Source organism: Streptomyces rubiginosohelvolus, from assembly GCF_014649875.1.
Taxonomy (GTDB): Bacteria; Actinomycetota; Actinomycetes; order Streptomycetales; family Streptomycetaceae; genus Streptomyces; species Streptomyces rubiginosohelvolus.
Genome location: NZ_BMTW01000019.1, coordinates 1 through 20,698 on the forward strand (window position 1 = coordinate 1; position 20,698 = coordinate 20,698).

Annotated in this window: 17 protein-coding genes; 9 read left to right on the forward strand and 8 right to left on the reverse strand. The window is 71.3% G+C overall.

The window, feature by feature from the left end:
- The first annotated feature begins 240 nt into the window (after window positions 1-240).
- A complete protein-coding gene (locus IE134_RS29835; protein WP_189432253.1) occupies window positions 241-1,746 on the forward strand; it encodes an acyl-CoA synthetase in 1,506 nt (501 codons plus the stop codon).
- Window positions 1,747-1,756: 10 nt separating this feature from the next.
- On the opposite strand, the gene IE134_RS29840 is transcribed toward IE134_RS29835, so the two are convergent.
- The 4 genes from IE134_RS29840 to paaK all read right to left on the reverse strand — a co-directional run bounded on the left by IE134_RS29840 (window position 1,757) and on the right by paaK (window position 5,686).
- Window positions 1,757-2,521 (reverse strand): amino acid ABC transporter ATP-binding protein, encoded by a 765-nt coding sequence (locus tag IE134_RS29840; protein ID WP_097883524.1) that lies wholly within the window; start codon window positions 2,519-2,521, stop codon window positions 1,757-1,759.
- Window positions 2,518-3,396 carry an amino acid ABC transporter permease gene (locus IE134_RS29845; RefSeq protein WP_097883526.1) on the reverse strand — a complete coding sequence of 293 codons (879 nt, stop codon included), beginning with the start codon at window positions 3,394-3,396 and terminating at the stop codon, window positions 2,518-2,520. Before IE134_RS29845 ends, IE134_RS29840 begins: the two co-directional genes overlap by 4 nt.
- Window positions 3,393-4,274: an ABC transporter substrate-binding protein gene (locus tag IE134_RS29850; RefSeq protein WP_030719516.1), complete on the reverse strand. Its 882-nt coding sequence runs from the start codon at window positions 4,272-4,274 to the stop codon at window positions 3,393-3,395. Before IE134_RS29850 ends, IE134_RS29845 begins: the two co-directional genes overlap by 4 nt.
- A gap of 110 nt (window positions 4,275-4,384) precedes the next feature.
- Window positions 4,385-5,686, reverse strand: coding sequence for a phenylacetate--CoA ligase PaaK (gene paaK, locus IE134_RS29855; RefSeq protein WP_030719518.1), 1,302 nt, complete (start codon window positions 5,684-5,686; stop codon window positions 4,385-4,387).
- Between the two features lie 169 nt (window positions 5,687-5,855).
- On the opposite strand from paaK, the gene IE134_RS29860 reads away from it, so the two are divergent.
- Complete coding sequence (locus tag IE134_RS29860; protein WP_189432255.1) at window positions 5,856-7,385, forward strand: alpha/beta fold hydrolase; 1,530 nt, start codon at window positions 5,856-5,858, stop codon at window positions 7,383-7,385.
- Window positions 7,386-7,455: 70 nt separating this feature from the next.
- On the opposite strand, the gene IE134_RS29865 is transcribed toward IE134_RS29860, so the two are convergent.
- Window positions 7,456-9,081, reverse strand: a complete 1,626-nt coding sequence (locus tag IE134_RS29865; protein WP_098017783.1) for an acyl-CoA synthetase — start codon at window positions 9,079-9,081, stop codon at window positions 7,456-7,458.
- 167 nt (window positions 9,082-9,248) lie between these two features.
- Between IE134_RS29865 and IE134_RS29870 the strand changes: the two genes are divergently transcribed.
- The 7 genes from IE134_RS29870 to IE134_RS29900 all read left to right on the forward strand — a co-directional run bounded on the left by IE134_RS29870 (window position 9,249) and on the right by IE134_RS29900 (window position 15,876).
- Complete coding sequence (locus IE134_RS29870; RefSeq protein ID WP_030719524.1) at window positions 9,249-10,049, forward strand: crotonase/enoyl-CoA hydratase family protein; 801 nt, start codon at window positions 9,249-9,251, stop codon at window positions 10,047-10,049.
- A 15-nt stretch (window positions 10,050-10,064) separates the two neighbouring features.
- The gene (locus IE134_RS29875; protein ID WP_030719528.1) at window positions 10,065-11,012 is read left to right on the forward strand and encodes a Zn-ribbon domain-containing OB-fold protein; all 948 of its coding nucleotides are present in this window, start codon (window positions 10,065-10,067) and stop codon (window positions 11,010-11,012) included.
- Window positions 11,013-12,065: a thiolase family protein gene (locus tag IE134_RS29880; protein WP_098895452.1), complete on the forward strand. Its 1,053-nt coding sequence runs from the start codon at window positions 11,013-11,015 to the stop codon at window positions 12,063-12,065.
- On the forward strand, window positions 12,058-13,224 hold the full coding sequence (locus IE134_RS29885; protein ID WP_030719533.1) for a thiolase family protein: 1,167 nt from the start codon (window positions 12,058-12,060) through the stop codon (window positions 13,222-13,224). Before IE134_RS29880 ends, IE134_RS29885 begins: the two co-directional genes overlap by 8 nt.
- 77 nt (window positions 13,225-13,301) lie before the next feature.
- Entirely contained in the window at window positions 13,302-13,802 is a 501-nt protein-coding gene (locus tag IE134_RS29890) for a hypothetical protein (protein WP_003971159.1), read from the forward strand.
- Window positions 13,803-14,012: 210 nt separating this feature from the next.
- Window positions 14,013-15,254, forward strand: a complete 1,242-nt coding sequence (locus IE134_RS29895) for an MFS transporter (protein WP_098017788.1) — start codon at window positions 14,013-14,015, stop codon at window positions 15,252-15,254.
- Between the two features lie 64 nt (window positions 15,255-15,318).
- Entirely contained in the window at window positions 15,319-15,876 is a 558-nt protein-coding gene (locus IE134_RS29900) for a TetR/AcrR family transcriptional regulator (protein WP_126932640.1), read from the forward strand.
- A gap of 96 nt (window positions 15,877-15,972) precedes the next feature.
- Here IE134_RS29900 and IE134_RS29905 read toward each other — a convergent pair whose 3' ends face one another.
- From IE134_RS29905 to IE134_RS29915, 3 genes are all read right to left on the reverse strand, one after another.
- Window positions 15,973-18,186, reverse strand: a complete 2,214-nt coding sequence (locus tag IE134_RS29905) for a terpene synthase family protein (protein WP_030719537.1) — start codon at window positions 18,184-18,186, stop codon at window positions 15,973-15,975.
- Window positions 18,187-18,322: 136 nt separating this feature from the next.
- Complete coding sequence (locus IE134_RS29910; RefSeq protein ID WP_030719539.1) at window positions 18,323-19,003, reverse strand: transglycosylase SLT domain-containing protein; 681 nt, start codon at window positions 19,001-19,003, stop codon at window positions 18,323-18,325.
- A gap of 475 nt (window positions 19,004-19,478) precedes the next feature.
- Window positions 19,479-20,615: an aminoglycoside phosphotransferase family protein gene (locus tag IE134_RS29915; RefSeq protein WP_030719541.1), complete on the reverse strand. Its 1,137-nt coding sequence runs from the start codon at window positions 20,613-20,615 to the stop codon at window positions 19,479-19,481.
- Window positions 20,616-20,698 lie beyond the last annotated feature (83 nt).

Genomic DNA, 20,698 nt, shown 5'->3' on the forward strand with positions numbered 1-20,698 from the left:
CTGGCCCCCCGCGAGGGCCTGGGCGTCCGCGACCAGGAAATGCGCGAGCAGCACATCGACGCCATCAACCGCTTCCGGGTTCTCTGAACTCGCCCGGTCACCTCGCCCACGGGGTGGGGGCAGAAGGTTTTCGAGACGCGGAGGAAGCCCGACCGGGCTTCCTCCGCTCGATCCCCGTGCTGTACCCGCTTCGGCATCCGGCCTCTTGACCCCGGGGCCCGGCCCGCACAGGATCACGCCATGACAGGTGTACGCAGCAGCACAGTCGACGGCGTCCTCACCCGCAGCGCCCGGCGCACCCCCGACCGGACCGCCGTACGGTACGCCGACCGGGCCTGGACCTACCGCTCGCTGGACGCCGCCGTCTCCACGGCCGCCGCCGTCCTCACCGAGGAGCACGCTCTCGCCCCCGGCGACCGGGTGGCCGCATACGCGCACAATTCCGACGCCTATCTGATCGGCTTCCTCGCCTGTGCCCGGGCCGGCCTAGTCCACGTACCGGTCAACCAGAACCTCACCGGTGACGACCTGGTCTACCTCCTCGACCAGTCCGGCTCCTCGCTCGTGCTGACCGACCCGGACCTCGCCGGACGGCTCCCCGCCGGCCGCTCCGTGCGCGCCCTGCGGGACGCTCCCGGTTCGCTGCTCGACGCCCTGAAGACGGAACGGCCCTTCGCCCCGGAGCGCCCGCACGCCTCCGACGACCTGGTGCAGCTGCTGTACACCTCCGGCACCACCGCCCTGCCCAAGGGTGCGATGATGACGCACGGCGCCCTGGTCCACGAGTACGTCAGCGCGATCACCGCGCTCGGCCTCGCCGCGAACGACCGGCCCGTGCACTCCCTGCCGCTCTACCACTCGGCGCAGATGCATGTGTTCCTGCTGCCCTATCTGGCCGTGGGCGCGGAGAACACCATCCTGGACGCGCCGGACGCCGTTCGTATCTTCGACCTCGTCGAAACGGGCCTGGGCGACAGCCTGTTCGCCCCGCCCACCGTCTGGATCGCCCTCGCCAACCACCCGGACTTCGCCACCCGTGACCTCGGCGGACTGCGGAAGGCGTTCTACGGGGCCTCGATCATGCCCGTGCCCGTCCTGGAGCGGCTGCGTGAACGCCTGCCGCACCTGGCCTTCTTCAACTGTTTCGGCCAGAGCGAGATCGGCCCGCTGGCCACCGTGCTGGGCCCCGACGAGCACGAGGGCCGCATGGAGTCCTGCGGTCGGCCGGTCCTCTTCGTGGAGGCCCGCGTCGTCGACGAGAAGGGCGAGGACGTCCCCGACGGAACCCCCGGCGAGGTCGTCTACCGATCGCCCCAACTGTGCTCCGGCTACTGGGAGAAGCCCGAGGAGACCGCCGAGGCGTTCCGTGACGGCTGGTTCCGCTCCGGCGACCTCGCCGTCCGCGACGCCGAGGGTTTCCTCACCGTCGTCGACCGGGTCAAGGACGTCATCAACTCCGGTGGCGTCCTCGTCGCCTCCCGCCAGGTCGAGGACGCCCTCTACACCCACCCCGCCGTCGCCGAGACCGCCGTCATCGGCCTCCCCGACGACCGCTGGATCGAGGCCGTCACCGCCGTCGTCGTCCGGCGCGCCGAAGCGAGCGTGGACGAGGGCGAACTCATCGCCCACGCCCGGGAGAAGCTCACCGCCTTCAAAGCGCCCAAGCGTGTGGTGTTCGTCGACGAACTGCCGCGCAACGCCAGCGGAAAGATCCTCAAGCGGCAACTGCGGGACGAACTCAGCTGACAGCCGGCTCCTACAGCCGCCCCGCCGCCACGATCCGCCGCAGGAACCGCTGCGTACGCTCCTCGCGCGGTGCGCCGAACACCTCCTCGGGCGTGCCGTGCTCCAGCACCACCCCGGCGTCCAGGAAACACACCTGGTCGGCGACCTCACGCGCGAACGCCATCTCGTGCGTGGCGATCACCATCGTCATGCCGTCCTCCTTCACCTCCCGGACGAGACCCAGCACTTCGCCCACCAGCTCCGGGTCCAGGGCCGCCGTGATCTCGTCCAGGAGCAGCAGCCGGGGGCGGACGGCCAGCGCCCGCACGATCGCCGCCCGCTGCTGCTGCCCACCGCTGAGCCGGTCCGGGTACTCGTCCGCCTTCGCCCCGAGCCCCAGCCGCTCCAGCAGCTCCCGGGCATCCGCCTCGGCCCGGGGCCGGGAGAGCCCGTGGACACGGCGCGGGGCCAGGGTGATGTTCTGCAGCACGGTCAGATGCGGGAAGAGGTTGTAGGCCTGGAACACCACGCCGATCCGGCGGCGCACCGCGTCCGCGTCGGCCCGGGGGTCGGTGATCTCCTCACCGTCCAGGAAGATCGCCCCGTCGTCGACCTCCTCCAGGAGGTTGGCGCAGCGCAGCAGCGTCGACTTCCCCGACCCGGAAGCGCCGATCAGGGCGGTCACCGTGTGCGGGGCCACCTCCAGGTCCACGTCCCGCAGCACCAACGACGTACCGAACGATTTGCGGACCGCCTCCATGCGCAGTACCGGAGCCGTTCCCGCATCCGTGCTCATGCCAGCCCTCCCTGCGCCCGCCGCCGGTCCATCCGGGCCGTCACCCAGTCGGTGAGCCGGGTCATCGGGATGGTCAGCGCCACGAAGACCAGACCCGCGACCACGTACGGCGTGTAGTTGAAGTCCTTGCTCGCGATGATCTGCGCCGCGTACACGGCGTCCACCGCCCCGGCGATCGAGACGAGCCCGGTGTCCTTCTGGAGCGACACCAGGTCGTTCAGCAACGGCGGCACCACCCGCCGCACCGCCTGGGGGAGTACGACGAAACGCAGCGCCTGCCCGCTGCTCAGCCCCAGCGAACGGGCCGCCGCCCGCTGCGAGGGGTGCACGGACTCGATGCCCGCCCGGAAGACCTCCGCGACGTACGCCGAATACGTCAGCACCAGCGCGCTGCCGCCCAGCAGCACCGGATCCGTGGTCACCCCCTCCAGCCGCAGGGCGGGCACCCCGAACACCACCATCAGCAGACAGATGATGAGCGGCAGCCCCCGGAAGAAGTCCGTGTACGCGGTGGCCAGCGCGCGAAGAGGGAAGAACACCGGACCGCGCAGGGTCCGTGCCACCGCCAGCAGCAGACCGAGCGCCAGCACGGCCGCCCCGCAGACAGCCAGCAGCCGCAGGTTCAGCCAGAGCCCCTCCAGGACCTGCGGGAAGGCGACGCGCGCGTAATGGGCGCTGAAGAACGTCTCCTTCGTACGGGTCCAGCCCGGCGAGTTCGTGATCAGTACGAACAGCGCCGCACCCACCACCAGCGTGCTGGTCGCGGCGATCGCGGTGGCCCGCCGGGTGCGCCCCCGCCGGTAGCGCTCGCGGGCGATCCGGCGCTCGGAGGGGACGTAGGCGTCCTCCGCGGCCGGAGTCTTGTGCAGGGTCACTTGAGCACCGGCGCGTCGACGGCGTCGGAGAGCCACTCCTTCTCCAGGCCGGCCAGCGTGCCGTCCTTCCGCAGCGCGTCCACCGCCCCGCTCACGCAGGAGGTCAGCACGCTCTCCCGGTCCAGGACGAGACCGAACTGCTCGGGTTCACCGGGGGATTCGGCGAACTGCCCCACGACCTCCGCCTCCGGCACCTCGGCTCCGGTGATGTAGAAGGCCGTCGGCAGGTCCACCACGATGGCCTCCACCTGACCGGTCTTCAGCGCCGACTTGGCGAAGTCGTTGCGCTGGTAGACGGCGGGCTTCTCCTTCGGCTTCACCAGATCGGTGATGAAGTCGAGGCTGGTGGTGCCCACCTGCGCACCGAGCTTCACGTCCTTGAGATCGGCGACGCCCTTCGCCTTCGCGGCCTTCGACGACTTCAGTGCGACGACGGCCTGGCGCACGTCGTAGTAGCCGGAGGAGAAGGCGACGGCCTTCTTCCGTTCCTCGCTGATGGAGACCTGGTTGATGTCGAAGTCGAACTTCTTCGCACCGGGCGCGAACGCGCTGTTGAACGGTACGTGCTGCCAGACCACCGCATCGCGGCCGTACCCCAGCTCCTTCGCCACGGCGTACGCCACCGCCGACTCGAAGCCCTTCCCGTTGGACGGCTCGTCGTCGGCGAACCAGGGGGCGTACGCGGGCTTGTCGGTGCCGACGGTGAGCTTTCCGGGCACCTGGGTGGCGAGCTTGCCGGGGGCGCACGACGCCGTCGCACCGGGTCCGTCCGACGCCCCCTTCTCCTCCGCTTGCGGGGCACAGCCCACGAGGGCGGCGCAGAGGACGACGGCGGAGCTCAGAGCGGTGATGACCAGGGGCCGGTGGGCGAGATGCATAGCGGGAGACTCGCAGGGCGCGGCCCCCTCTGTCGAGGTGTTTCGGCACCTGTCCGCATAGTGGGAACGGGTGTTGCGACGGTGTGAACAGCGCCGGTCAGCGCAGCTGTTCACCCCGTGCCGGACTCCTTCTCCCGCAGGTCGACGATCCGGCGGATCTTGCCCACCGAACGCTCCAACGTCTCCGGATCCACGACCTCGACGCTCACCGACACCCCGACGCCGTCCTTCACCGCCGCCGCGATGGCCCGCGCCGCCTTCTCCCGTTCGCCGGTCGTCGCGTCCGCCCGCGCCTCCGCGAGGACCGTCAGCGCGTCCAGCCGCCCGTCCCGGGTGAGCCGCAGCTGGAAGTGCGGAGCGACGCCGGGCGTACGAAGCACGATCTCCTCGATCTGGGTGGGGAAGAGGTTCACCCCGCGCAGGATCACCATGTCGTCGCTGCGGCCGGTGACCTTCTCCATCCGCCGGAACGTCCGCGCCGTCCCCGGCAGCAGCCGCGTCAGGTCCCGGGTCCGGTAGCGGATCACCGGCATCGCCTCCTTGGTCAGCGAGGTGAAGACCAGCTCCCCCTCCTCGCCGTCGGGAAGCGCCTCACCGGTGAACGGGTCCACGACCTCCGGATAGAAGTGGTCCTCCCAGATGTGCAGCCCGTCCTTCGTCTCCACGCACTCCTGCGCCACCCCCGGGCCCATCACCTCCGAGAGCCCGTATATGTCCACCGCGTCGATCGCGAACCGGTCCTCGATCTCCCGGCGCATCCCCTCGGTCCACGGCTCCGCACCGAAGATCCCCACCTTCAGGGACGTCGAACGCGGATCGACACCCTGCCGCTCGAACTCGTCCAGCAGCGTCAGCATGTACGACGGCGTGATCATGATGATCTCGGGCCGGAAGTCCTGGATCAGCTGGACCTGCCGCGCGGTCATGCCTCCGGAGGCCGGGATCACCGTGCAGCCGAGCCGCTCCGCCCCGTAGTGCGCCCCGAGCCCGCCGGTGAACAGCCCGTATCCGTACGCCACATGGACCTTGTGACCGGGCCGGCCGCCCGCCGCCCGGATCGACCGGGCCACGACGTCCGCCCAGGTGTCCAGGTCCCGTTCGGTGTACCCGACGACGGTCGGCCGCCCCGTCGTACCGCTGGAGGCGTGGATCCTGCGCACCTCGTGCTCCGGCACGGCGAACATCCCGAAGGGGTAGTTGTCCCGCAGATCCGTCTTCGCGGTGAACGGGAAACGGGCCAGATCCGCGAGCGTGCGGCAGTCCTCGGGCTTCAGCCCCGCGCGGTCGAAAGCGTCGCGGTAGAAGGGAACGTTGTCGTACGCGTGCCGCAGTGTGGACCGCAGCCGTTCCCGTTGCAGGGCCTCCAGCTCGCCCCGGCCGAGCCGTTCCGCCGCGTCCAGCATGGCCGTCATCAGGACCCTTCCTCTCCCGGACCGGGCGACCGATCATTCGGTCGATCTTCCTGGGAGCAGTAATTCAGGCGGCCGGGGGTGCTGGCAAGAGGCGCGCGGCGTCCGGAGTCGATCAGCCCGCGGCGAAGTCCGCTGTGCCCGCTCACGGCTTCCTGTTTGGATGGGGCGTATGCCGACCTTCTCCGCGTACGACAAGACCCCGCTCGCCTATCACCTGGTGGGCGAGGGGGAACCGCTGATCTGCCTGCCCGGCGGGCCGATGCGGGCGAGCGCGTATCTCGGCGACCTCGGAGGGCTCGCCGCCCGGTGCCGGCTCGTCCTGCCGGACCTGCGCGGCACCGGCGCGTCCGGTGTGCCCGAGGACCCCTCGACGTACCGCTGCGACCGCCTCGTCGACGATGTGGAGGCCCTGCGCGAACACCTGGGCCTGGAGCGGATCGACGTACTGGCGCACTCCGCCGGAGCCGATCTGGCCCTGCTGTACGCCGCCCGCCACCCGGAGCGGCTGCGCACCCTGACCCTGGTCACGCCCAGCACCCGGGCCGTGGGCATCGAAGTGACCGATGACGACCTGCGCGAGGCCGCCGAGCTGCGGCGCGACGAGCCCTGGTACGAAGAGGCGCGGGCCGCCCAGGAGGCGCTGCTCGCCGGGGGGCCGTTCGCCGAGCTGTGGCCCGCCGTCCGGCCCCTCACCTACGGCCGCTGGGACGAGACGGCCCGCGCCCACGCCGAGGCCTCCGCCGGTCAGACCAACGTACAGGCCCGCGAACGCTACGCCGGGGAAGGCGCCTTCGACCCCGCCGCCACCGCCGCGGCCCTGCGCGGACTCACCGTGCCGGTCCTCGTCCTCGCCGGGGAGTACGACGGCCACCCCAGCCCGGACCGGGCCACGGAGCTCGCCGCGCTCTTCCCGGGCGCCGAGTTCGTCGTCCAGCGCGGGGCCGGGCACTTCCCGTGGCTGGACGACCCGGGAGCCTTCGCCCGTACGGTTGCGGCCTTCCTCGACCCGGAGGTCTCCAGCGTCCAGGCGGGCGGGGTCCGGCTCGCCTACCGGGTGTGGGGCGCCCCCGATGCCCCGCCCGTCGTCCTGCTGCACGGCCGGGCGGGCTCCGGCGAGACCTGGACCCGGATCGCGCAGGACCTGGCCGCCGAACACCGTGTGTACGCCCCCGACTTCCGCGGCCACGGGCTGAGCGACTGGCCCGGCCGCTACTCCTTCGAGATGTTCCGCGACGACCTGCACGCCTTCCTGGAGGCCCGCAACCTCGCCGGAGCGACCGTCGTCGGACACTCCATGGGCGGGGTCGCCGCCTACCTCCTGGCCCAGCGGGAGCCGGGCCTGATCGGGCGGCTCGTCATCGAGGACGCCCCGCCCCTCCTGCCGCTCGACCCGCCCCGCCCGCCCTCCGTCCGCCCCGAGGGCGACCTCGACTTCGACTGGCCCGTCGTCCCCGACATCGACGCGCAGATCAACGACCCCGACCCGGCCGTCCGTGAGCGCTTCCCGGAGATCACCGTGCCCACCCTCGTCATCGGCGGCGGGCCCGACAGCCACATCGACCAGGAACAGCTCGCGCAGATGGTCCGCGCGATACCGGACGCCGAGCTGGTCACCGTCGACGCGGGACACCTGATCCACACGGACCGGCCGGAGGAATTCCTCGCGGCGATCCGGGCGTTCGGGCTCGGAGGCTTCTGAGGGGCGCCGATGGTCGCCTGCCCGGAACGGTTTGGCCGCCGACCGGCGGCCCGGACGGGGCGCCCCCCGCTCAGTCCCGGCCGGCCCCCGCCGCCACCGCCTTCGCCCACCGGTAGTCCGCCTTGCCGCTGGGCGAGCGCTGGATCCGGTCGGTGAGCACCAGCGCGCGCGGGATCTTGTAGCCGGCCAGCCGGGTCCGGCAGTGGGCCTGCACCGCGTCCAGGGTCAACGCATCTGCTCCCTCGCGCAGTTGGACCACTGCGGCGACCCGGTTGCCCCAGCGTTCGTCGGGGACGCCCGCGACGAGCGCGTCATACACATCCGCATGGGACTTGAGTGCCTGCTCGACCTCTTCCGGATACACCTTCTCCCCACCGGTGTTGATGCACTGCGATCCCCGGCCGAGCACGGTGACGATGCCGTCCGCGTCCACGGTCGCCATGTCGCCCAGCAGCACCCAGCGCTCATCGCCCCGGCGGAAGAAGGTGTCGGCGGTCTTGGCCGGGTCGTTGTAGTAGCCGAGCGGGACGTGGCCGCGCTGGGCGATGCGGCCCGGCTCGCCGGGGGCCACCGGCTCGTACGTCACCGGATCCACCACCGCCGTACGGGCGTTGACCTGGACCCGGAATCCCTTCTCGGGGCCCGAGTCGGCGGTGGCCGTGCCGTTGAAGCCGGACTCGGACGATCCGAAGTTGTTCAGCAGCAGCACCGTCGGCACGAGCGCCTGGAACTCCGCCCGCACCGAGTCCGACATGATCGCCCCGGAGCTGGAGACGGAGAACAGCGACGAGCAGTCCGTGCCGCGCAGCGACCCCTTCAGGCAGTCGATCAGCGGGCGCAGCATCGCATCCCCGACCAGCGACACGCTGGTGACCTTCTCCTTCTCGATCGTCCGCAGCACCTCCTCCGGCACGAACTTGCGGTGCACGACGACACGTTGGCCGAAGTTGAAGCCGATGAACGCGGTCAGGGTGGAGGTCCCGTGCATCAGGGGCGGGGTGGGGAAGAAGGTGATGCCGTCGCCGCCCGCCGCGACCCGCTCCGCCAGCTCCTGCGGGGTCTTCACCGGCTCGCCGGTCGGTGCTCCGCCGCCCAGCCCCGAGAAGAACAGGTCCTCCTGACGCCACATCACCCCCTTGGGCATGCCGGTCGTGCCGCCCGTGTAGATGATGAACTGGTCGTCGGCGGAGCGCTGTGCGAACCCGCGGTCCGGGGAGCCGGACGCCTCCGCCTCGGCGAAGGACACGGCCGCGGGCCCGGGACCCGCCGTCGGGGCAGCCGCCCCCACCCGGACCAGATGGCGCAGTCCGGGAGCCTGCGGGGCGGCCGCCGCCACCCGCTCGTCGAACTCGCCGTCGAAGACCAGCGCCGCCAGGTCCGCGTCCCGGTAGAGGTAGACCAACTCCTCCTCGACGTAACGGTAATTGACGTTCACCGGCACGATCCGCGCCTTGAGCGCGCCCAGCACCGTCTGGAGGTACTCCACCCCGTTGTAGAGGTGCAGCCCCAGATGCTCGCCCGGTCCGATCCCGGCGTCGATGAGGTGGTGGGCTATGCGGTTGGCGGCTGCGTCCAGCTCCGCGTAGGTGAGCCGACGCTCCGCGCCCGTACCGGGATGGTCGACGTACAGGAGCGCCTCACGGTCGGGCACCGCGTCGACGACCGACTCGAACAGGTCGGCAAGGTTGTACTCCACCGTTCCTCCTGACCCCGGGTGACTGGCGACTCGGCCGTCATTAGAGCGCCGGTCGGCACAAGTGGGAAGGGGTGGCGTCGCAACAATCTGACGAGCTGTCAGAAAACTATTGAACTGCGCCCCCTCCTCCTGCAACCTGTTCCAGATCCGGAGAACAGGAGTCGGTCATGGGCGGTACGGAACACCTCACCGTGCGGCGCGAAGGCGCCACGCTGGTGCTCACCCTGAACAGACCACAGGCCAGGAACGCGCTCTCGTTGCCGATGCTCGTCGGCCTGTACGACGGCTGGCTCGCGGCCGACGCGGACGACACGGTCCGCTCCGTCGTCCTCACCGGCGCGGGCGGCGCGTTCTGCTCCGGCATGGACCTCAAGGCGCTCGCGGGCGACGGAATGGCGGGGGAGGAGTACCGCGAGCGGATGACGGCCGACCCCGACCTGCACTGGAAGGCGATGCTGCGCCACCACCGCCCCCGCAAGCCCGTCATCGCCGCCGTGGAGGGCCCATGCGTCGCGGGCGGCACCGAGATCCTCCAGGGCACCGACATCCGCATCGCCGGGGCCGGAGCCACCTTCGGGCTCTTCGAAGTCCGCCGGGGCCTCTTCCCGATCGGCGGCTCCACCGTCCGGCTGCCCCGCCAGATACCCCGCACCCACGCCCTCGAAATGCTCCTCACCGGCCGCCCGTACACCGCCGAAGAGGCCGCCGCCGTCGGGCTCATCGGCAGGGTCGTGCCCGACGGCACCGCCCTGGAGGAGGCCCTCGCCGTCGCCGAACAGGTCAACGCCTGCGGACCGCTCGCCGTCGAGGCCGTCAAGGCCTCCGTCTACGAGGGCGCCGAGCTGACCGAGAGCGAGGCCTTGGCCGCCGAACTCAAGCGCGGCTGGCCCGTGTTCGCCACCGAGGACGCCAAGGAGGGCGCCCGCGCCTTCGCCGAGAAGCGCCCGCCCGTCTACCGGCGCGCCTGACCCCAGGAGAGAGCCATGCCCGACGTCCTCAGCGCCCCGCTGGTGGTCGAATTCCCCTTCACCCGCTCGCTCGGCCCCGTCCAGAGCGCCTTCCTCACCGGACTGCGCGAACGCACCGTACTCGGCGTCCGGGCGGACGACGGCACGGTCCTCGTGCCCCCCGTCGAATACGACCCGGTCACCGCGAACGAACTGGGCGACCTCGTCGAGGTCGCCCCCACCGGCACCGTCACCACCTGGGCCTGGAACCCGTCCCCACGCCGCGACCAGCCGCTCGACACCCCCTTCGCCTGGGTCCTCGTTCGCCTCGACGGGGCCGGCACCGCACTCCTGCACGCACTCGACGCACCCGGACCCGACGCCGTACGCACCGGTATGCGCGTCCGCATCCGCTGGGCCGCGACCCGCACCGGCGCCATCACCGACATCGCCTGCTTCGAACCGTACGAGGGCGAGCCCGGCCCGTCCGAACCCGCCCCGCACACCGGCGAGTTCACCGACCCCGTCACCGGCATCGTCGCCCCGGCCCGCCTCGACTACGTCCACACCCCGGGCCGCGCCCAGAGCGCCTACATCAAGGCCCTGGAGGAACGCCGCACCGTCGGCGAACGCTGCCCGTCCTGCCGCAAGGTCTACGTACCGCCGCGCGGCGCCTGCCCCACCTGCGGGGTCGCCACCGCCGAACAGGTCGAGGTCGGCCCGCGCGGCACGGTCACCACCTTCTGCATCGTCAACATCAAGGCGAAAAACCTCGACATCGAAGTCCCGTACGTCTACGCCCACATCGCCCTCGACGGCGCGGACCTCGCCCTGCACGGCCGCATCGCCGGAATCCCGTACGACCAGGTGCGCATGGGGCTGCGCGTCGAGCCAGTCTGGAGCGAGGGCGCCCGCCATGTGGACCACTACCGGCCCACCGGCGAGCCCGACGCCGACTACGACACGTACAAGGAGCTGGTGTAGATGCGGGACGTGGCCATCGTCGCCTTCGGCCAGAGCGCGCACCGCCGGCGCACCGACGAACTCTCCGAGGTCGACCTGCTGATGCCCGTCCTCCACGAGGTCCTGGGCGCGACCGGGCTCAAGGCCAACGAGATCGGGTTCACCTGCTCCGGCTCCGCCGACTACCTCGCCGGGCGGGCCTTCTCCTTCACCATGGCGCTCGACGGCGTCGGAGCCCACCCGCCCATCTCCGAGTCCCACGTCGAGATGGACGGGGCCTGGGCGCTGTACGAGGCCTGGGTCAAGATCCAGACCGGCGAGGCGGACACCGCGCTCGTCTACTCCTACGGCAAGTCGTCGCCCGGCCGGGTCCGCGACGTCCTCACCCGCCAGCTCGACCCCTACTACCTCGCCCCGCTCTGGCCCGACTCCGTGGCCCTCGCGGCTCTTCAGGCCCAGGCCCTCATCGACGCGGGCGACACCGACGAAGGAGCCCTCGCCGAGATCGGCGCCCGCAACCGCACCGCCGCCGTCGACAACCCGTACGCCCAGCTCACCGGCGACGTCCCGGCGGGCGACCACCTCGTGCACCCGCTGCGCACCGGCGACTGCCCGCCCATCGGCGACGGGGCCGCCGCCGTGGTCCTCGCCGCCGGGGACACCGCCCGCGCCCTGTGCGAACGGCCCGCCTGGATCCGGGGCATCGACCACCGCATCGAGGCCCACAGCCTCGGCGTCCGCGACCTGACCGACAGCCCCTCCGCGCGGCTCGCCGCCGAACACGCCGGAGCCTTCGAGCGGCCCGTCGACACCGCCGAGCTGCACGCCCCGTTCACCTCGCAGGAAGTCGTCCTGCGCAAGGCGCTCGGGCTCGGCGACGAGGTCCGCGTCAACCCCTCCGGCGGCGCGCTCGCCGCCAACCCGATCATGGCCGCCGGACTGATCCGGCTCGGCGAGGCCGCCGCCCGCATCCACCGGGGCGAGTCCGACCGGGCACTCGCCCACGCCACCTCCGGGCCCTGCCTGCAACAGAACCTGGTCGCCGTCCTGGAAGGGGAGAGCGCTCATGAGTAAGGAGCCCGTCGCCGTCGTCGGCATCGGCCAGACCAAACACGTCGCCGCCCGGCACGACGTCTCCATCGCCGGACTCGTCCGCGAAGCGGCGGTCCGCGCCCTGGAGGACGCCGGGCTGAGCTGGGCCGACATCGACGCCGTCGTGATCGGCAAGGCGCCCGACTTCTTCGAGGGCGTCATGATGCCGGAGCTCTACCTCGCCGACGCGCTCGGCGCCGTCGGCAAACCCATGCTCCGCGTCCACACGGCGGGCTCCGTCGGCGGATCGACGGCCCTGGTCGCCGCGAACCTCGTCGCCGCCCGCGTCCACCGCACCGTCCTCACCCTCGCCTTCGAGAAGCAGTCCGAGTCCAACGCCATGTGGGGGCTCTCCCTGCCCGTCCCCTTCCAGCAGCCGCTGCTGGCCGGCGCGGGCGGCTTCTTCGCCCCGCACGTGCGCGCGTACATGCGGCGCACCGGAGCGCCCGACACGGTCGGCTCGCTCGTCGCGTACAAGGACCGCCGCAACGCGCTGAAGAACCCCTACGCGCACATCCACGACCACGACCTCACCCTGGAGAAGGTCCAGTCCTCGCCCATGCTCTGGGACCCGGTCCGCTACTCCGAGACCTGCCCCTCCTCCGACGGGGCCTGCGCCATGATCCTCACCGACCGGGCCGGCGCGGCCCGCTCCCCGCACCCGCCCGCCTGGGTCCACGGCGGGGCGATGCGCAGTGAACCGACCCTGTTCGCGGGCAAGGACTTCGTCTCCCCGCAGGCCGGCAAGGACTGCGCCGCCGACGTCTATCGGCAGGCCCGCATCACTGACCCGCGCCGCGAGATCGACGCCGTCGAGATGTACGTACCGTTCTCCTGGTACGAACCTATGTGGCTGGAGAACCTCGGATTCGCCGACGAGGGCGAGGGCTGGAAACTCACCGAGGCGGGCGTCACGGAACTCGACGGCGACCTCCCGGTCAACCCCTCGGGCGGCGTGCTGTCCACCAACCCCATCGGCGCCTCCGGCATGATCCGCTTCGCCGAGGCGGCCCTCCAGGTCCGGGGGAGAGCCGGGGAGCACCAGGTCGACGGGGCCGCCCGGGCGCTCGGCCACGCCTATGGCGGCGGGTCCCAGTTCTTCGCCATGTGGCTCGTGGGAACACAGCCTCCGCCCGGCTGAGAAAACGCGACGGGCCCGGTCCCGCGCGGCCCGGGCCCGGCTCCGCAACGTGAGCCGGGACACGTACCATGGGCTCCATGTCCTTCCTCCGCCGCCGTAGCGCCGCAACACCCGCGGGCCCGGACTTCGACGTCCTGGCCATGGACCCCGGGGACTGGCCCGGCAACCTCGGCGCCGGTCTGCTCCCCGCCCCCGACGGCAGCTGCCAGGGCGTCTTCCTCCGTTACGACCTGTACGGCGGCCGGGGCCCGGCGATGATCATCGGCAACCTGCCGGAAGGCTCGCCCGCCCGCGAGACCGAGGAGGGCCAGGTCCCCTTCGAGGTGGCCCAACTGCTCCTCGCCCTGGAGAACGACGAGCCGATCGAGGTCGTCAGCTCCGAGGACGTCCCCGTCATGCAGGGTGACAATCTGCTGATCGTCCGCCGCGTCAAGCTCTCCGAGAGCCGCATCGCCTGCGTCCAGTTCGACCGCAGCGACGGCGTCCTCGTGACCATCGCCAGCTGGGACCGGCCGATCACCGACGACCTCTACACCCTGCTGAAGCCCCTGCCCGCGGAGCTGTTCCAGCAAGGCTGAAACGTATCTCCCTAGGCCGCCCGCATATGCCGGGCGGCCTTTTTCATGCCCGGACGCCCCGGCGGGTCGATTCTCGCCGCCCATGACGTCCGGAAATACGCGTCGACACCGATGGCGGGGGAGCGGCTCCGGTGAGAAAATGTAACGAGTGTTCAATGTGTAACAGTCGTTCAGGTTCCTTGCTGCTCCCCCGTCCGGAGGTCCGTCCCCATGGCCAACCCCTACGGCGCTCTCTTCAAGGCGCCGGGCTCCGCAGCCTTCTCCGCCGCGGGCTTCGTCGCCCGTATGCCGCTGTCGATGACCGGCATCGGGATCATCACGATGCTGTCCCAGATGCGCGGGCAGTACGGCCTGGCAGGAGCCGTCTCCGCCACCTTCACGCTGTCCATGGCCCTCTGCGGCCCCCAGATCTCCCGTGTCGTCGACCGGCGCGGGCAGAGCAAGGTGCTGCTGCCCGCCGCCGGCCTCAGCGTCATCGCCATGGGCGTGCTGCTCCTCTGCGCCCGCTACGACGCTCCCGTCTGGACGCTCTTCGTCAGCGCGGTACTGGCCGGGACGATGCCCAACATGGCTGCGATGGTCCGCGCCCGGTGGACCCACGTCCACCGGGGCTCGGACCGCCTGCACACCGCGTACTCGCTGGAATCGGTCGTCGACGAACTCACCTTCGTGGTGGGCCCCGCGCTCGCGGTCGCGCTGAGCACCGCGCTCTTCCCGGAGGCCGGGCCCCTGGTCGCGGTGGTGCTGCTCGCCCTCGGTGTCCTCATGTTGGTCCCGCAGAAGCGCACCGAACCGCCGGTGCTCCAGCCCACCGACGACGGCGCCCCGAACGTCTCCGCGCTGCGCGGCGGACCGCTCGTCGTGCTGGCCCTCACCCTCGTCGCGGGCGGCACGATCGTCGGCACCGTCGACGTGGTGAGCGTCGCCTTCGCCGAGGAGCAGGGATCACCGGCCGCCGCGGGCATCGTCCTGTCCGTCTACGCGATCGGTTCGGCCGGCGCCGGGCTGGTCTTCGGCGCCCTCCGGCTCACCGTCCCGCTGCCCCGGCTGCTCCTCCTCAGCACGGCCGGCACCGCCCTGACCACGCTTCCCCTGCTGCTCGTCGGGGGCATCGCCACGCTCTCCGCGGCCGTCTTCTTCTCCGGCCTGTTCTTCGCGCCTACCATGATCGTGGTGATGGGGCTGGTGGAGAGGACGGTGCCGCCGGCCGCCCTCACCGAGGGGATGACCTGGGCGATCACCGGCCTCAGCGTGGGTGTCGCACTCGGCGCCTCGGTGTCGGGCGGTATGGTCGACCGCTTCGGCCCGTCCGGCGGCTTCGCCTTGGCCATCGCCGCGGGCGGCGCGACGGTGCTGCTGGCGCTGACCGCCCAGGGCCCGCTCAACCGGAGTCTGCGGGCGAGCGCCGTCGAGAGGCCCGCCGACGAGGGGCGCGCGAAGTCGGTCCTCTAGCCCCCGGCCGTAAGCAACGGCACGCCGCTCCTGTCCCGCTCGACCACGACGCCCGGAGGGCACGATGACCGCATCACCGACCGACGGCCGCCTGCTCAAGGGCGAGCTCCGACGGCAGGAACTCATCGAGGCCACCCTCCAGCTGGTCGCCCGCGAGGGCGTCGCGGGTGTCAGCCACCGGGCGGTGGCGCGCGAGGCGAACCAGCCCGCCACCGCTGCCGCCTATTACTTCAAGAGCATCGACGACCTGCTCACCGCCGCCCTCACCGTCTGTATGGACCAGGACGCCGAACGGATGCGACGCCTGGCCGAGAGCGCCGACGGCAGCCCCAAGAGCCTCACCGCCCTCGCCGAGCTGCTGGCGAACGTGATGGGCGGCCCCGGCCGGCTCCTCGCCGAGTACGAGCTCTACCTGCTCGCCGCCCGCCGGCCGGAGCTGCGCACCTCCACCGGGCGCTGGCTGGAGGCCCTGGCCGGATACGCCCTGCGCTACACCGACGACCCGGTCCGGGTGCAGACCTTCACGAGCGTCGTCGACGGACTGCTCCTCCAGGGACTGCTGACCGACACCCCGCCGACGGCGGCGGAGTTCGAGGCCGTGCTGCGGCACGTCCTGCTCTGACCGGGCCGCTTCGAGACCCGCGCCCGGAAACGGCCAGGGTCCGCCGTGGGAATCCCACGGCGGACCCTGTTCCCGGGAGCCGTACGGCCCGAGGCGTCAGCCCCGGCTGCCCGTCAGCTGGGCCATCATCCGGGTCACCTGCGCCGCCGACGTCCCCAGGCCCGTGGGCCCGCCGAGATGCCAGGGCGCGGCGTGGCCGCCCCGCAGATCCTCTTCGCGGTAGCGGCGGCAGCCCCGGTGCCAGATCAGGATGCCCGCCAGCCAGTGCTCCAGCTCCCGCACATAGCCCGCCAGGACCTCCCGCGCCTCGGCGTCCAGGCCGAAGTCGTCGTACAGCACCGGGAGTTCCACCTCGGCGACATGCCGGAACTGTCGCAGCCGCGAGTTCATCAGGTCGTGCACGATCGCCACGCCCGTCGGATAGTCGACGCCGAAGAAGTTCTGCACGACCAGGGCGCCGTTGTGCACCTCACCCTCGTACTCGATCTCCTTCTGGTACGAGAACAGGTCGTTGAGCAGACACGCGTAGTCCGCCGCGGCGTTCTCCAGGGAACGCATCGGACCGCTGCGGTAGACCTCCTCCGGAACCTTCCGGCCGTGGCCGAGCCGGCACAGGCTCATCGTCAGGTCCGAACCGAACGTCGCCCGCCGCATCTCCACGTAGTCCACCGGATCGGGGATGCGGTTCTGCGCCTGGTTCGCCAGCTCCCACAGCCAGCTCTCGGTCATCGTCTCGATCGCGGTACGGAAGGTGCGCCGCGCGTCCGCATCCATCGGGCCGGCCGTCCTGCGCCACAGGTCGCCCAGGCTCCGCTCCAGCGCGTTCACCGGCTCCGGCGTTCCCTCGTCGTCCAGCGGCATGAACAGCGACAGCCGGTCGTTCGCCAGCCGCGCCCCCGCCAGGTCCCGGGTCCGCCCGTGCACGACCGGGAACCAGTCGTCCCCGTACGTCCCCCAGGCCAGCCAGCCCGACGACAGGTCCAGCTCGTCCGGGGTCGCGTCCGGGTGGATGCCCGCGGCGCAGAGCGGCAGGTCGATCGCGCGGATCCGCTCCTCGTCCCAGATGTGCGAACCCGGCACACCCGGCTGGGCCTCCAGGATGCCCATCCGCCGTGCCCAGTCGACCAGCCGGACGCGCGCCCCCTCCAGGTGGGGGCTCAGCGTGGTGGTGAAGGGCAGATCGAAGTCGGGGAGCAGCGAGGGGCCCACGTGCTGGTACGGCACATGGCTGTGGCTGCGGGCCCGCGCGGTCTCCGAGCGGAGCGTGAGTTTGATGGAGGCGGCCGACATGCCGAAGCCCGGCACGGCCTCGCCCGCGCCGCCGCCGTTCATGTAGCGGCTGGAGCGCATGTGCCATTCGTGGCCGCCGGACTGCCAGTCCTGGAGCCCCTTGGCGTACGCCAGCACTGCGGCGGTCTGCGCCGGGTCCAGGGCCTTCTCGGCGCAGAGCGGGCCGAGTTCGGTCAGGGCGGTGTTCTCGAACTGCTGGAGCCGTGAGGTCAGCAGGTCGTTGACGGCTTCGGCGGCTTCCTGGGTGGAGCAGTCGAGGAACTTCTCCAGCACCAGCACACCGTTGCTGTTCTCCCCCTCGTCCTCCACCTCACGCTGGTAGGAGAAGAGGTCGTTGCGCAGGTGTACGGCGTCGGAGAAGGCGTCCCGCAGGACCCGCAGCGGCCGGGATGCGGCGACCGAGGCCGGTACCTCCGCGTTCGCCGCGTACTCGACCAGGCCCGCGGACCAGGGCGCGCCGCCCACCTTGCGGCGCATCTCGATGTACTCGACCGGGTTCGCGATGCGGCCCTCGTGGATGTTGGCGAGCTCCCACAGGGACTCGTTGAGGAGGTTCTCCGTCGACTCCGCGAACCGGGCCCGCCAGTCGTCCGTCATCGCGGGCACGGTACGGGCCCACAGATCGGCGAGTCCCGCCTCGACGGGATTCTCCGGTTCGGGTGTCGCGGCTCCGCGCTCCATCGGCATGAAGGCGGGCAGCCGGTCCAGATACCGCTTGCCGCCCTCCCGGTCGGGCGTGCGCTTGAACAGTTCCAGGAAGTGGTCGTCGAAGAAGAAGACCCACACGTACCAGTCGGTGACGAGGCTGAGTGCTTCCGCCGAGCAGTCGGGATGGGTGTAGGCGCACAGGAGGGCGTAGTCGTGCGCCTCGAGGTCCTTCTCCTCCCAGATGCCGGATCCCTCCAGCATCCCCATGGAACGGGCCCACTCCCGGGTGTGGGTGCGTGCCGCTTCCACATGAGGGTTGAGCCGGGCCGGATACGGAACATAGAAATCCGGCAGTGAGAAGGGCTGTGCCATGTGCGTCAGGCCTTTCCAGAAGCCTCCGCGCGGGGACTCGCGCGGACCGGTGGTGTCCGCGCAGCACTACCCTTCGGCCATCCGGGGCACGCACGATGACAATTAGTCACATCATCGGCACGTCGGGGGTGTCGGCTCAGTAGGCGGAGTCGACGTTGTCGATCGAGCCGTACCGGTCCGCGGCGTAGTTGGCGGCGGCGGTGATGTTGGCGACCGGGTCGGTGAGCTTCTTCGGGGTGCCCTTGACGTGGTACGCGTCGAAGGTGGGCTGGATCACCTGGAGGAGACCCTTGGAGGGAATGCCGTTCTGCGCGTTGATGTCCCAGTCGTTGACGGCGTTCGGGTTGCCGCTGGACTCGCGCATGATGTTGCGGTGCAGCCCCTCGTAGGAGCCGGGGATGTTCTTCTTGTCCATGATGTCGAGCGACTCGCGGATCCAGCCGTCGAGGTTGTTCGCGTACTTCTTCGGCGTGACGGCCTTGCGCTCGGTGGAGCGGTTGGCCGCCTGCTTCTCGGAGCGCTCCTTCTCGGCCGCCTTCTTCGCGGTCGCCTTCTCGGCCAGCGCCTTGGCGGCGGCCTTCTTCGCCGCGGCCTCCTTGGCGGCGTTCTCCTTCGCGGCCTTCTCGGCCGCGTCCTTCGCCGTGGGGACGCCCGCGGCGGCGACCGGCTCCACGGAGACGGAGGACCGGGTCGAGGTGGTCTGCGCTTCGCTCGGGCCGCCGGTGGCGGTTATGGCGGTGACGGAACCGGCCGCGACGAGCACGGCGGTGGCGATCTTGTGCGAGCGGGTGATGCGCAGGGTGGAGATGCGGGGCATGCGTGAGCTCTTCCTATGGGGGACGGGCTTCGCGGCCTTCGCGCCGCGTCGGCGGGTACCGGACCGTCCGGGCCGCGGTCGCCGGTGGGCGATCGACGCGGACTCGAACTCGGTGCCTGCCGGGATCCATGGTTAGCGGGCACCGACATAGGAAGCAATGACCGCCTTTACTACGCTTCATCGTGAGATGCCAATTTATGAGCCATATGGGCGGTTCGTTACGCCGGACGGGAGGGCTCACGCCTACTACCGCACGTCGTAGGTGACGTGGGTCTCGTGGCGGGCCTCACCCGTGAGGGACCCCGGAACGGCACAGGGTCAGCGCTCGGTCACCGAACGCAGAACAGCGCGCTGCGGGACCGGTGTGTCGGCACCGGTCCCGCAACGCGCTTCTTCTTCACAGTGGTCTGGTCACTGTGGTTTTCGATCGGCGGGCCCTGCCCCGCCCTCTTGTCCGGCTCGGCGTCGTCCCGCCTCAGCGGGTACCGACCGCCGCCCGCACCGCCCTCCGCGCCATCGCGCAGTCGTCGTGCAGCCTCCGCAGCAGCAGCCGCTGCTCCTCACCCGAGGAGAGCGCGCCTGGGCGGTCCGCTCCCGCACCCACCGCGGGCGCCTCCCGCATGGTGCGCTGCACCGCCGTCTCGTAGTTCCGGATCTCGCGGGTCAGCACCAGCATCAGGTTCACCAGGAACGCGTCCCGCGCGGCCGGGCCCCTGGCCTGGGCCAGCTGACTGATCTGGCGGCGCGCCACCGGGGCGTCACCGAGCACCGCCCACAGCGTCGCCAGGTCGTACCCCGGGAGATACCAGCCGGCGTGCTCCCAGTCGACGAGCACCGGTCCGGTCGGCGACAGCAGGATGTTGGAGAGCAGGGCGTCCCCGTGACAGAACTGCCCCATGCCCTGCCGGCCGCCCGCGTGGGCCAGACCGTGCAGCAGCTTCTGCAGGTCGCCGAGGTCACGGTCGGTGAAGAGACCGAGCTCGTGGTAGCGGGCGATCCGCGAGGCGTAGTCGAGGGGCGCCTCGAACAGTCCGGGCGGCGGGCGCCAGGCGTTCACCCGGGCGATCGCGCCCAGGGCGGCGCGGATGTCGGCCCGCGGCGGCGCCTCCGCCGGGTGCCGGGTGAGGGCGGCGACCCGGCCGGGCATCCGCTCGATCACCAGCGTGCAGTTCTCCGGATCCGCCGCGATCAGCCGGGGCACCCGAACCGGGGGCCGGTGCCGGACGAACGCGCGGTACGCCGCTATTTCGTGCCGGAACCGCTCGGTCCACGCCGGCGAGTGGTCCAGTAAACACTTCGCCACGGCGGTCGCCCGCCCGGTCGTTCCGACGATCAGGACCGAACGGCCGCTGCGGCGGAGCACCTGGACCGGGTTGAACTCGGGGCAGATACGCTGCACGGAGGCGATGGCCATCCGCACCTGCGCGCCCTGCGGCCCGGACAGGTCGATCCTTCCGCTGAGCGGTCCGGCGCCCGGCCCCTGGGCCCGTCGGGCCCGGCCCGGACCCTGCACCGGTGCGCCGGCGTGAGGAGCGAGATAGGGCCCGCCGCCCGCGCCCATCGGGCGGAGCGGACGGGGCGGGGCGGACACGGAGGACGATGCTGTGTACATGGGCGAGACAGATCCCTTCGTGCGCCGACAAGGTACGTGCGCCAACCCGGCCGACGGCCGTTCGGCACCCTGGGGAGTACCTA

Excerpts from the sequence above, each read along its gene's own strand:
- IE134_RS29915 (WP_030719541.1), bottom strand. The coding sequence starts at position 20,615 with ATGTACACAGCATCGTCCTCCGTGTCCGCCCCGCCCCGTCCGCTCCGC.
- IE134_RS29875 (WP_030719528.1), top strand. The coding sequence starts at position 10,065 with ATGCCCGACGTCCTCAGCGCCCCGCTGGTGGTCGAATTCCCCTTCACC.
- IE134_RS29885 (WP_030719533.1), top strand. The coding sequence starts at position 12,058 with ATGAGTAAGGAGCCCGTCGCCGTCGTCGGCATCGGCCAGACCAAACAC.
- IE134_RS29890 (WP_003971159.1), top strand. The coding sequence starts at position 13,302 with ATGTCCTTCCTCCGCCGCCGTAGCGCCGCAACACCCGCGGGCCCGGAC.
- IE134_RS29910 (WP_030719539.1), bottom strand. The coding sequence starts at position 19,003 with ATGCCCCGCATCTCCACCCTGCGCATCACCCGCTCGCACAAGATCGCC.
- IE134_RS29860 (WP_189432255.1), top strand. The coding sequence starts at position 5,856 with ATGCCGACCTTCTCCGCGTACGACAAGACCCCGCTCGCCTATCACCTG.
- IE134_RS29895 (WP_098017788.1), top strand. The coding sequence starts at position 14,013 with ATGGCCAACCCCTACGGCGCTCTCTTCAAGGCGCCGGGCTCCGCAGCC.
- IE134_RS29850 (WP_030719516.1), bottom strand. The coding sequence starts at position 4,274 with ATGCATCTCGCCCACCGGCCCCTGGTCATCACCGCTCTGAGCTCCGCC.
- IE134_RS29880 (WP_098895452.1), top strand. The coding sequence starts at position 11,013 with ATGCGGGACGTGGCCATCGTCGCCTTCGGCCAGAGCGCGCACCGCCGG.
- IE134_RS29900 (WP_126932640.1), top strand. The coding sequence starts at position 15,319 with ATGACCGCATCACCGACCGACGGCCGCCTGCTCAAGGGCGAGCTCCGA.
- IE134_RS29835 (WP_189432253.1), top strand. The coding sequence starts at position 241 with ATGACAGGTGTACGCAGCAGCACAGTCGACGGCGTCCTCACCCGCAGC.
- paaK (WP_030719518.1), bottom strand. The coding sequence starts at position 5,686 with ATGACGGCCATGCTGGACGCGGCGGAACGGCTCGGCCGGGGCGAGCTG.
- IE134_RS29840 (WP_097883524.1), bottom strand. The coding sequence starts at position 2,521 with ATGAGCACGGATGCGGGAACGGCTCCGGTACTGCGCATGGAGGCGGTC.
- IE134_RS29905 (WP_030719537.1), bottom strand. The coding sequence starts at position 18,186 with ATGGCACAGCCCTTCTCACTGCCGGATTTCTATGTTCCGTATCCGGCC.
- IE134_RS29870 (WP_030719524.1), top strand. The coding sequence starts at position 9,249 with ATGGGCGGTACGGAACACCTCACCGTGCGGCGCGAAGGCGCCACGCTG.